The sequence below is a fragment of the Rubinisphaera italica genome (assembly GCF_007859715.1).
In the GTDB taxonomy this organism is placed as follows: domain Bacteria; phylum Planctomycetota; class Planctomycetia; order Planctomycetales; family Planctomycetaceae; genus Rubinisphaera; species Rubinisphaera italica.
Genome location: NZ_SJPG01000001.1, coordinates 1,034,939 through 1,046,959, shown reverse-complemented (window position 1 = coordinate 1,046,959; position 12,021 = coordinate 1,034,939). Strand labels below are relative to the sequence as shown.

Below are 12,021 nucleotides of genomic sequence, written 5' to 3'. Positions count from 1 at the left end.
ATCAGGAATTGTATGTGTAGATCGAATTCGAGTTTGCCAAATTGAGCTCCGAAAAATGTTCACAAGAAGCAATAATGACCTTAAACTGCGTTCCTAATGAAAACCGGATAAAATCCTAAAGCATTGAAGCCCTTTGGGATTCGGAAGTACCTCAATTGGGTGGCACGCCCCAGAACGAAGTGATGGGCGTGGAAATCGCGCCCACCACGCCCTTCGCGATGCTCAGGGTCGTGCCACCGCCTATGAGCAGCTCAATTTCTTAGACGTTCCATCCAATTCGATGCTTGTTGATCGCAAATTTAACTGAGCGTTTCCTGTATTGCAGCAATTGTCACTTCGCAAAGCTCATCGATGCTATCTTCGGGCATCGCAATCGCGGGCATCAGTACGATGACATCGCCGAGCGGGCGGATGATGACGCCGCGTTTTCGTGCCGCCAGGATTACCTGATGTCCTATTCTCCTGTGAGAATCGAATGGAGTACGAGAATCGCGATCCTGAACAAGTTCGATACCCGCCATAATTCCCTTCTGCCGGATTTCCCCCACATGGGGATGATCATTAAGAACCTGCAGACGTTCGTGAAGGCGGGTCGAGATTTTCTGCGTATTGTTCAGAACCGAATTGGCCTGGATCAATTTGAGATTAGCCAGCGAAACTGCCGAGGCCAGAGCATTTCCCGTATAGGTATGACCATGATAGAACGTCTTTCCTTCGCGAGGATTGCCAAGAAACGAATTGTAGATTTCTGAGGTTGTCAAAGTGGCAGCCAGTGGCAAATATCCACCGGTAATCCCCTTCGCCAGACATAAAATATCCGGCTCGACCTGTTCCTGTTCACAGGCAAACATTGTCCCGGTCTTACCGAAACCGACCGCGACTTCATCTGCGATGAGCGGGATCTCATATTTCGCAGTCACTTCACGGACGTGTTTCAGGTAGCCGGGTTCATGAACTAGAATTCCTGCTGCTCCCTGAACGAGCGGCTCAATAATAAATGCAGCGATTCTCTCGTGATTCTCTGCGATTGACGATTCAACCGCCGTGAAACAATGTTCGATCCAACTTGATCGATCAAGTCCTTCTGGAAGCCGAAAAGTCACTGGACAGGGAACGGTCAGTGTATCGAACAGCATGTTGGCGAATGGCTTATGAAAGGCCTCTACTCGACCGACGGAAACCGAGCCGAAGGTATCGCCGTGATACGCTTCGTCCATCCGCACAAAGAGCGTTTTTCCCTGAGTTGCCCCCGACTTTTGCACGTGATACTGAACTGCCATCTTCAAAGCCGCTTCGACTGCAGTCGCACCCGCATCGGAAAAGAAAACGTGTTCCAGTTTCCCAGGTGCCATGTTTGTCAATTCATGGGCCAGTTCAATCGCGGTCGGCGTAGAACCTCCTAATAAGGTCGTATGCGCGATCTTCTTTAATTGATCCGAAATCGCCGCATCCAGTTCCGGCACACAATGTCCATGCACATTGCACCACAGAGAAGAAATGCCATCGAGGTAACGACGTCCTTCAATATCGAACAGATCGAATCCCCGACCAGACTCAATAATCGGAGCGTTTTCTTCCACCCAGGCGGACATCGCAGTGAAAGGATGCCAGAGATGTCGATTATCCCAGTCTCGTAATGTTGAACTCATTTTGTGCCTCGCTCACAACCACAACGAGCAATCAGCCAGACGGCTTTCATTGATTCAGACAGATTAATTTTTGATGTTCCAACTTCACGATCCACAAACACAATCGGCACTTCAGTAAAGGTGGCTCCCTCCTGAGCACAACGATAGAGCAGTTCTTCCTGAACAGAATAGCCCTGAGAGCGGAACTTGGAAAAATCGATTTTCAGCAACAGAGCACATCGGTATGCCCGATAGCTTCCGCTGCAATCGCGAGTTTTGAGTCCGAGCCAAAATCGTGACCAGGCATTGATCGCACTGCTCATAAACTTCCGCTTCAAAGGCCAGCCCTGAACACCTCCCGATTCGACATATCGGGAACCGATGGCTACGTCAGCCTGCTGATCATCGAGAGCGGTCAGCAGATCGATAAAGTATTTGGGATCATGACTGAAATCGGCATCGAGATTGATGAGAATGTCGTAACCTCGTTCAAGTGCCTGCTGAAACGCATGAATGGTGGCAGTTCCCAATCCGCGTTCGTTGTAGCGATGCAAGACATGAATCGCGGGATCAGCCTGGGCTCGCTCATCGGCCAGATCCCCCGTGCCATCCGGAGAATTGTCATCAACAACCATAATGTCAGCTTGCGGCAACGTTTCACGGATCGTTGTCAGCAATCGACCGAGATTATCGCGTTCGTTGTAAGTACAGATCGTGACCACAATCCGCTCGGAAGCAGATTTCGGAGGACTTGAGGAAAGTTCTTTAGACAACAATTACACCTCGGAAGGAAGGAATCTTTTAGGTAAAAAGCGGAGAGCCGAGAACGGAAAGCGAATTCTTACTCTCACCTCTCCCCCTAATCTCTCTTCTTTTAAAGCGAATCTTTTGGTTTTAAGACGGCTGAAACAAGGCACTTCGGAATGTTTTCCGGGAAATCGGCTGGAAAACACGCGATTCGATTGCGGTCAGGAGGTGTGATGGCTCAGAATCGGCTATGGAACCACAAGAATTACAATCAAAACGCTGGATTGTCGGCCTGCTTTCGCTGTCATTTTTGACAGCATTTGTCGTCCTCTGGCTGATGGATGACTCAAAACAAGCCATATTGGGGGCAATGATTCGCGTCGGCACGATGCTGGGAGCATTCTGGCTCGCCATCCCGGTCATGGTGCGTCATCCCAAAATTCTGAAACGACTTCCCTGGCTCCTACTCCTCGCCATGGTCATGCTGATTGCCTTTATTAAACAATTTGTACTAATAATACCCTTGTTTATTGCATTAGCTCTGCTGACAATGTTCGCAGGACGCAAGCCGCCTCAATAAATTTTATGACTGTATTTTAAAAAAATACCTATAAAATAGATATTATGTCTGAATATTCTCGCCCCTGCAGTTTCGATTCTGATGATGAAGGTAAACGACAAAGCACAACATCCCGTCTCTACGAAGAAATGATTCAGTTGATTGAATCGGGAGAGTGGGAAGTTGGTGGTTCGATTCCGAGTGAACGAACCCTGATGCAGCAGTTTCAGGTCAGTCGAATCGCAGTTCGCGAAGCTCTTTCGATGCTCCGAGCGCTGGGAGTTCTCGATATTTCTCATGGTCGCAGTACAACCGTGCGAAAAATGAGTAGCGAAACACTTTCGAAACTGTTTCCACTGATGCTTTCGATGGAAGGGGAACAGTCGCTGTCGCATGTATTCGAAGTTCGTTGTGGTCTCGAACTGCAAACCGCTCGACTTGCGGCTCAAAAGCGGACAGCTGATAATCTGAATCGCCTGACCGATCTGGCGCAAAAGTTTGACTCGTTCGACACAGATACTCCCGAGTCGATTGAATCCGATCATCAATTCCACGTGCAAATCGCCAAAGCAACAGGCAATCCCTTATTCTGGGTCCTGCTCAATGTGCTGGGCTCGTATGTGAAGTTTGCTCAGCGGGAAAGTGGTAAACACGATCCCGAACAACACCGCCGCGCCTCCCAGGCACACTATGAAATTCTGCAGGCGATCACAGACCGAGACCCCGCACGCGCCCAAGCCTGCATGGAACGACATCTGCGAGATGCCCACCACGTTTCGAATCTATAAAAATCTACCAGCACGAAGCGCAAGCGAGTGTATTTACGTACTCAGGACTCACTCGCTTGCGCTTCGTGCTTGTATTTGCAAGTTAAAATCCCAACTCAAAGCTTCTCAAAATATCGCAGGAAATCCCGCTCCATTTCTTCGAGATCGCAATCAAAAGACGCTTCAAAATCGTTGATCCGTTCCAATGCCGAGTATCGCCGCATGGGTTCGCGGGAAGCTATTTTCTGCAGATATTTTGTATACTGCACGCCTCGTGTTTCCATCAGAAAGAAGGTCAATGCCCAGGCTTCGCTGTAGGCATCCAAAACATTTCTGCTGAAATTTCCTTCATTGGCAACCAAATCAACCAGACTTCCCGGCTCACGTCGGCTTTTCACATAGTTTCCGAACCAGAGATATCGTTCACGATTGACGCGCCGCATCGCTGGGCTAGTTTGCGAAGCTCCACGCATATCAGGATGCTCAAAGACGGTCGCCAAACCTTCAACGATCCATCTGGGAGTCTGCCCGGTACGAGAATGCAATCCGACATTATAAGCGACCTGATGAGTCGCTTCGTGGATCATCGTGTTCTGTAAACTCGTCGACTCACCAGCTTTGGCAGCGATTAAATCCGTAACTCCACTAACTGGCAGTTTTTTTGTGACGACCTGTCCATCATCAAACAGGGCGACTCGATTGGTTCGCCTATCATAATATCCAGTTAAACCTTCTGTTTGAGTCAGGCCATCCTGAGCCGCGTACTTGACGAACTGCAGATGTTCTGGAAAGACGATTGCCACCATTGGAAACTCGGGGTTGTCAATTTCGATACCACGCACAGAAAAATATTGTCGAAATTCACGATATAACGAATCGAAAACTTCTAAATATTGCCCTGCCCGCCCCTCAGCCGAGGCTACCAAATAACGGGAAGTCCCTTTGATTTCGAAATCGTTGCCAAACTCTCTGCGCAAATCCGTTCGCAGTTCGGCTGCCGAGAAAGGCCGAAAGACCTGATTCGTTAATCGGAATCCAGTCACACTCGCAATAGAAATCTGCTCCAGACCTCCATTTCGCTCGATGACCCAGCAAGCCTTTTCATCATGAGCCAGTTTTTTACCGAAAACCGTTTTCTGAGCCGTTTTAATTTCTAAAAGAGGCTCTGCAGCTTCGACAAATGAAATACTGAATACGCTTGAGACCAGCAGTAATTTCCAGATAAAGAGTTGCATCTCACCATCCCCAGCCCGATCTCCCCTAGATGTGCTATAGGAAAATCTAGCTTGGTATTGGTCGTGAGCTTGGTAAATCAGGTTCATTTCAGAAGAAATTTCGATAATTTCGGCTTCATGTTTCCTAAAAACAACAAGAAAACAAGCACTTTTCACACAGGACTCATCTTGTCGGGTTCCGTTCACTGCGCGTAGAATGATATTGCCCCCTCCAGAATCATTCTTTTTCCAGCCTTTCTATGAGGTGAGTCGTGTCTATACAGAACCACAATCAACATTTTTTTTCCCGACTTATTTTGGGATTCCTGCTGATCTCCGGCATAAATTTCTGTATGAATCAAGTCTGCGCCCAGCCAACTGAATCTGTGGTTGACCGACTGCATACAGACGTAAAATTTGAATTGCTGCTTTCGCGTGAACGAGCAAACGGACTGGCTGGTCAGCAATGGGCGGAAGTTTTTCGGCAATTCGAAGTGCCATTGCGAGTTCGTCAGCCACTTTACAACGATAAAGCTGGCGTCGAGCAGGATATTTTTGGAACGACTCGCCGGGTCGTTGTAACAGGACTGCTCGATCGCAACGGGGAAATCGTCTTTCCGGATCGCAAATTTCGCCTGAGCGACGTTGGGGAACTGTCCGACTGGATTGAAGAACTCCAGACTTACGGTGCCCAGGGAGCCCCCGAAGGGCAACCACTTTGGGGATTGAGTAAAGCTGAGTTCGATCTGCTCCATGCGGCTATGCGAACGGTTGTCGAGAACAAAACTTCCGATCTCGATCTGGCAGCAGCTATCGTCTCTCTGGAATTACCATCCAACTATCCTATCGACTTTACCCCCAAGGCTAAAAAAACTCTGGGGCCAGTTGATCAAATTCCTCCTGTGAAGAATGACTTGGCTGGTCTGGCAAAAGGAACTGCTTTCGCTTTATTGCTTCGGGAATATGGACTCTCTTTTACGCCACGACGTTTGCCGGATGAGTCAATTATATTGAGTATTGAAGACGTAGAGGAAGTCGAGAAAGCATGGCCTATTGGCTGGGATCCCGATTCCCTTGGCCTCACCCGATTGACTCTTGCCAAAAAACTGTTTGTGGCCGTGCCTGTTGAAGTCGATCAAATGTCGATGACCCAAATGCTGCAGGAACTTGAAAAGCAGACGGAAATCCCCGTCTTTGTCGATGGGATGGCTCTTAAATCGATGAACCTCGATTTCGATAAAATGACCGTCACCTATCCCCGCAAACGAACCTCATGGAGCCTGTGTTTAAGGACATTGGTTTCAAAAATTCAGTTGACTCAGGAATTACGGGTCGACGAAAATGATCAAGCATTTTTGTGGATCACTCGTTTCCAGCCCAAATCCAAACCAAATCCATAAAAAAACAGCCTGTTTTAGCAGGGTTTGAAGAACTTATGCGAACCGACATTCTCCGGGGTTGTCAGATTTGACAGCGGTCAATAAAATACCTCACACACTCAGACAGTTCCCTGAGAATTGTCTTTCAGCCCGGTGGTGTAACGGTAGCACAACGGATTTTGATTCCGTCAGTTTGGGTTCAAATCCCGGCCGGGCTACTTAAAAAGCTCCTGATTGCCAGGAGCTTTTTTGCGTTGAATGCCTTCATTATTATAAGCACGAAGCGCAAGCGAGTGAGTCGAGACAATGGAATATAAAAGAACCAATAATTTCAGCTGTAGGTCAGGCACTGCCTGACATGATTAATTGTCGGCTTCAAACTTCGTCAGTCACAGCCTGACCCACAGATTTCTTGCGAAGCTCATTCGTCCAGAGATGCCAGATGGTCAAACCGCTGACGCAGGCGATCACTCCAAAGCCGATCAGCCAGCCAACGGAAACTCCTTCCCGCATTAAATCGCCAGCGTCTCCTGCGCGATCCATCCAGCCGATTCCCAGATAAGCACCATTTGCGATGCAGCAAAATCCGGCAAAGAAGGCAACGACGTTCATTAAAAGTGGTTGTCTGAAATATTTTTTCACGACCAGCCACATAGTGATCGGAATCAGCGAGCCCCAGATCGGCCCGCCCCACACCACGAACGCGGCATAAGGATTCGGATTGATGTGCGTGCAGGAAATTCCCCAAAGTGGAATCGATACCGAGTTGACAATTCCGCCAGAAGCTAAAGCATGGACGACATGCCCAAGTTCGTGAACCGCTTCCATGCCATACCAACTGAGGATCAGAATAATCATTCCGAACCCCAGTTTGGTTGGCTTTAATTTCGACTGTGAGTCTTCAACGGATATCGGCATCGGGAAGTTCTGTTTTAATTCCCTCGTCCATGGGAAGCGTTTCCCAGGATGTGCCGCCGGTTTTGGCGATCAGATCATCGAGTTGCTTTTTCAGTTTGCTGATCAATTCTTTGTGTTCCGGCTTATCGATCAAGTTGTGCATTTCGCCGGGATCATTTTCCAGATCGTACAATTCGGCCATATGCTTATCGGCAGAACCGTCGCCGTGAGGATATCGCATATACTTCCAGCGATCAGTTCGAATCCCACGGACATTCGGTGTGTAGGGAAACTGTTTTTCATAGTTGTATTCGTAGAACCAGGCATCCCGCCAGTCTTTTGTGTTTCCTTTGAGAAGCGGAACCCAGGAAGAACCGTGTATGTTCTGCATTGGTTTGGCGCCACACAATTCGACAAGACTCGGAGCCAGATCGATATTGAGAACCTGCTGAGGAATGACAGAACCAGGCTTGGCGACTTTGGGATAACGGACAATCATTGGCACGCGAATACTCGGTTCGTGCATCGCCCGTTTGTCAGACATTCCATGTTCACCCAGGAACATGCCGTTATCACCCGCGAAAACAATCACCGTATTATCGAGTACACCACGTTGCTTGAGCAATTCGTACATCCGACCGACAGAATCGTCGACGGATTTGATCGAAGCGGTGTATGACAGACTGAATTTTTCAAAGTCGAGTACGGCTTCGGCAGAACGATCTGGAAATTTTTCCCGGAACCCATACAGCGGTCCATAAATGCCGTGCCAGGTATCGAGCCGTTGTTCAATCCACTTGGGTTTCCCTTCCAGATGAAAAGCTGAGTGGGGGTAGTTGACTTCGATATCATCAAATATGTGCTCGTATTTTTCTTCCGGAGTAAATGGTGTATGCGGGGCCTTGTGGCCAAGAATCAGCATGTACGGTTTGTCTTTTGGCTGCTGCTTCATCCAGTCAACAGCCATATCGGTCACGACGGTCGTGTAATAGCCGGGGACGACTTTTCGGTCGCCATTCACATTGAATTCGGTGTCGTAATACTGCCCCTGCCCTTTGTGAGTGACCCAATAATCGAAGCCGGGACGTTTGGAATCATCAGCTTCTCCCATGTGCCACTTACCAATGTAAGCGGTTTCATATCCAGCGTCCTGCAGTCGCTTCGGAAAACTGTCGAGATCGCGAGGATAATCAGTGAAATTATTTACAACGCCATGCGAACTGGCATACAAACCTGACAGAAACGAAGCCCGGCTCGGTGAACAGAGAGAAGTCGTGACAAACATATTCGAGAACTGAACGCCTTCTTCGGCCAGTTGATCGATATGCGGCGTCTTCAAATAAGGATGCCCGGCACACCCGAGTTGATCCCAGCGTTGATCGTCCGTCAGTATAAAAATCACGTTCGGACGAGCCGCGTTAGCGATCTTCGAGAATCCAGTGATTGAGAAAACCATCGCAATCGCGACCAACAACAATAACTTCCTGCGCATATCCCACCCTTTCGGAGTCAATCTAATAATTATTTCACTCAAGGATAAAGAGTGGCCAATATGAATTCCAGTAATGCCAGTAGGTTATTACGGAAACGTCACTTGTTCGCAGAAAACCGATCTATCCCAAAATCATTCCCTTCATATAATTCCTGAAGAGGCTCTCTCATCCGGTTTTATTCCAGGAGTTGCACGATGTCTCCCAAATCAACAAATAAGCCTAAGTCTGCCAGTCGTCAGAAGACGAGTCCGACAGCGAAAACGAATACCTCAAAATCTTCCAAGAAAGAAGAGGCGATCCTTTCGATTGGGGCTTACCTCATTGAGAAATTGCAGGAGTATGGTATCCGGGATGTTTTTGGGATTCCGGGGGATTTTGTTCTTCAGTTCTATGCTCAGTTAGAAGAAAGTCCGATTCGCGTCATTGGCACGACTCGCGAAGACTGTGCCGGATATGCAGCCGATGCTTATGCCCGGGTGAATGGAATGGGAGCCGTTTGTGTCACTTATTGCGTGGGCGGTTTGAGCCTGTGCAATTCGATAGCTGGGGCTTATTCTGAGAAGTCGCCGGTCGTTGTAATTAGCGGGGCTCCCGGAATGGAAGAACGCCGTAACGATCCTCTCTTGCATCATCGGGTTCGGGATTTTAACACACAGCGGGAAGTCTTTGAGAAAATCACAGTGGCGCATGCGGCTCTTGAAGATCCGTTGACCGCTTTCCGGGAAATCGATCGCTGCTTTGCAGCCGCGGCTCGATACAAACGTCCGGTCTATCTGGAACTGCCACGAGATCGCGTCAACGCAAAACCACTCACGCCGCATCACCCTCAATCAGAAGAATACTTCAGCGATCCGCAAGCGCTGGCAGCATCGATTGAGGAAGCGGCTGAACGCTTGTCTCTAGCGAAGAAGCCAGTCGTGATTGCGGGTGTGGAAGTGCATCGCTTCGGACTGCGGGAGACTCTACTCAAGTTGATCGAGAAACATTCAATTCCCGTTTCGGCGACGTTATTGGGAAAATCAGTCATCAGCGAGCGGCACCCACTCTATCTTGGTATTTACGAAGGAGCCATGGGACGCGAAGCGGTGACGAAGTATGTCGAGGAAAGTGATTGCGTACTGCTGGCCGGGACATTTATGACCGATATCAATCTCGGCATCTACACTGCACATCTCGATCCTCAGAAATGCATCTATGCCACCAGCGAACAGTTAAGAATTGGCTATCATCACTTTCATGATGTGCGTCTGGACGATTTTCTGGAACATCTGGCCGATGAGAAAATGAAAATCGTCAAACGCCCGATGCCTAAACCGCCAGCCAAACCAGCCGCTTTCAAAGCGGTAGAAGATCAACCCGTCACAACAAAGCGACTGTTTCAGCGGATCAACGAATTGCTGGTTGATAATATGGTTGTTGTTGCTGATGTGGGGGATTCGTTGTTTGGTGCCTCCGATCTGATTATCCATCAGCACACGGAATTCCTCAGCCCGGCCTATTACACTTCGATGGGCTTTGCCATTCCAGCAGCCCTGGGCGTACAGGTCGCCAATGAAAAATTACGACCAATCGTCCTGGTCGGCGATGGTGCATTTCAGATGACCTGCCTGGAACTCTCGACCATCTTGCGGCATCATTTCAATCCGATTGTCGTCGTTCTGAATAACAAGGGTTATACGACCGAACGCTTCCTGCACGAAGGACCATTCAACGATATTCTCGACTGGAAATATCATCGCATGCCCGACCTGCTCGGCGGGGGATGGGGCTTCGAAGTGAATACAGAATCCGAACTTGATCAAGCCCTGAAAGCATCGCTGAACAATGAGGACAAATTCAGTTTACTTAACGTGCATCTGCAACCGCACGATATCAGTTCAGCTCTGACTCGTTTGGCAGAAAAGATGAGCAAGACAATCTAAAGAAATGCATGCAGGCGAAAGCGAACTTGCTTATCTCTTTCACATCACTGCACAAAGCACAGGCAAACTACCTATCTACACACGAACATGTAGATTCAAGGATAATGTGAAAATGGCTGAATTTCTTGTTAATTTTCGTGTGTAATTTTGCGCATGTGCATCAAATCCTTTTTATGTGATAGTGTGCCCCCCTTTCTTTTTGTGCTTTTTCGTCAATTTATATTGAGAAAAAAACATACTGCCTGTTGAGAAATGAAAGGTACATTGCAAGGTGCCTTTGCGTCCATGTGCATGACCAGTCAATGGCATAGTAGTTGCGTAGTAAATTTGATTGTTCAATTGATTCTAATACTTATTCTTCAACGACAAAGGCCAAACAAATGAGCGCTTATTTTCAACACAAGGCATTACGCAAAGGATTCACGCTGATTGAATTACTCGTCGTGATCGCGATCATCGCCATACTTGTAGCATTGCTTTTGCCTGCTGTTCAACAGGCTCGCGAAGCCGCCCGACGATCGAGTTGCAAAAACAATCTGAAGCAGATTGGTCTGGCAATTCATAATTACCACGATGTTCATCTGACTTTCCCTCCCGGAGGCTTCGCACCAGATGCGGCTACTAATCGAGGCGCCTCCTGGCTGACACGCATTCTGCCTCAGGTGGAACAAGGCGCAGCTTACGACCAAATCACGTTCAATGGCACAGACTGGACGATGCAGAGTAACCGAACAAATCGTAACTGGAACATTACAAACACTCTGCGCGTAAAAACCTTCAACTGTCCTTCCAGCCCACTTCCAGAAACTCGAACACAAAATACGAATGCATCAACTCAGGCTCTTGGAGCACCGGCAACAATCACTTATCAATTAGTGAATTACGTCGGAATTGCGGGCTCTTACGACAGTGGTAGTGATCTGGTCAGTTTGCCATCACCAACCGCTTGGACCGGTTATTACCGTTCCAATTACAACGGAGTTATCGTGTCCGTCGATACGCTGAACAACCGGCCTGTCCGATTGAAAGACGTCACCGATGGAACGACTAACACATTTGTGGTCGGAGAACAGTCGGAATATCGGGTTCGCCCTGATGGAGTGAAAGAGGATAAACGAGCCTGTAATCACGATGGGGGTTCGTGGTCCGGCGGAGCCGGTGGTTCAGCCGACTGGTGGTTGAATATGACAGTGACCCGAATGCCAATCAACTTTAAAGGAGCAGACAACGGTCAGCAACAAGCATACTATCGTCACACACTACTGACTTCCCCCCACAAGGGTGGTGCCCAGTTTGCAATGGCTGACGGTTCGGTTCAGTTTGTCTCTGACAATGTCAATTATGGTATTTTGACCCGTCTGTGCGATAAGGGTGATGGTCAGCCCCTTGGTGAATTCTAAATTCAACATTCACTC

The 12,021-nt window shown here is 48.4% G+C and carries 10 protein-coding genes and 1 tRNA gene; 6 read left to right on the top strand and 5 right to left on the bottom strand.

The genetic code is table 11. The features are described from left to right. Window positions 1-299: 299 nt before the first annotated feature. Window positions 300-1,649: an adenosylmethionine--8-amino-7-oxononanoate transaminase gene (gene bioA / locus Pan54_RS04015; protein WP_146502280.1), complete on the bottom strand. Its 1,350-nt coding sequence runs from the start codon at window positions 1,647-1,649 to the stop codon at window positions 300-302. After that, window positions 1,646-2,401, bottom strand: coding sequence for a polyprenol monophosphomannose synthase (locus tag Pan54_RS04010; RefSeq protein ID WP_146502279.1), 756 nt, complete (start codon window positions 2,399-2,401; stop codon window positions 1,646-1,648). The genes bioA and Pan54_RS04010 overlap by 4 nt, the downstream gene beginning before the upstream one ends. 224 nt (window positions 2,402-2,625) lie before the next feature. Here Pan54_RS04010 and Pan54_RS04005 point away from each other — a divergent pair, with 224 nt between their 5' ends. Together Pan54_RS04005 and Pan54_RS04000 are read left to right on the top strand one after the other, a co-directional pair. Next, window positions 2,626-2,955, top strand: coding sequence for a hypothetical protein (locus Pan54_RS04005; protein ID WP_146502278.1), 330 nt, complete (start codon window positions 2,626-2,628; stop codon window positions 2,953-2,955). A 44-nt stretch (window positions 2,956-2,999) separates the two neighbouring features. Next, complete coding sequence (locus Pan54_RS04000; RefSeq protein ID WP_146502277.1) at window positions 3,000-3,722, top strand: FadR/GntR family transcriptional regulator; 723 nt, start codon at window positions 3,000-3,002, stop codon at window positions 3,720-3,722. A 95-nt stretch (window positions 3,723-3,817) separates the two neighbouring features. Here the strand turns inward: Pan54_RS04000 and Pan54_RS03995 are convergent, their stop codons facing one another. Further along, complete coding sequence (locus Pan54_RS03995) at window positions 3,818-4,936, bottom strand: DUF1570 domain-containing protein (protein ID WP_165441569.1); 1,119 nt, start codon at window positions 4,934-4,936, stop codon at window positions 3,818-3,820. 332 nt (window positions 4,937-5,268) lie between these two features. Between Pan54_RS03995 and Pan54_RS03990 the strand changes: the two genes are divergently transcribed. Next, window positions 5,269-6,315 (top strand): hypothetical protein, encoded by a 1,047-nt coding sequence (locus Pan54_RS03990; protein ID WP_146502275.1) that lies wholly within the window; start codon window positions 5,269-5,271, stop codon window positions 6,313-6,315. 126 nt (window positions 6,316-6,441) lie between these two features. After that, window positions 6,442-6,512: transfer RNA gene (locus tag Pan54_RS03985), tRNA-Gln, on the top strand. 157 nt (window positions 6,513-6,669) lie between these two features. Here the strand turns inward: Pan54_RS03985 and Pan54_RS03980 are convergent. Then, a complete protein-coding gene (locus Pan54_RS03980) occupies window positions 6,670-7,212 on the bottom strand; it encodes a hypothetical protein (RefSeq protein ID WP_146502274.1) in 543 nt (180 codons plus the stop codon). Continuing rightward, complete coding sequence (locus Pan54_RS03975) at window positions 7,196-8,665, bottom strand: sulfatase family protein (RefSeq protein ID WP_242631212.1); 1,470 nt, start codon at window positions 8,663-8,665, stop codon at window positions 7,196-7,198. The genes Pan54_RS03980 and Pan54_RS03975 overlap by 17 nt, the downstream gene beginning before the upstream one ends. A gap of 213 nt (window positions 8,666-8,878) precedes the next feature. Between Pan54_RS03975 and Pan54_RS03970 the strand changes: the two genes are divergently transcribed. Both Pan54_RS03970 and Pan54_RS03965 read left to right on the top strand, forming a co-directional pair. Then, window positions 8,879-10,606, top strand: a complete 1,728-nt coding sequence (locus tag Pan54_RS03970; protein WP_146502273.1) for an alpha-keto acid decarboxylase family protein — start codon at window positions 8,879-8,881, stop codon at window positions 10,604-10,606. Between the two features lie 380 nt (window positions 10,607-10,986). Beyond that, entirely contained in the window at window positions 10,987-12,006 is a 1,020-nt protein-coding gene (locus Pan54_RS03965; RefSeq protein ID WP_146502272.1) for a DUF1559 domain-containing protein, read from the top strand. Window positions 12,007-12,021: the final 15 nt, after the last annotated feature.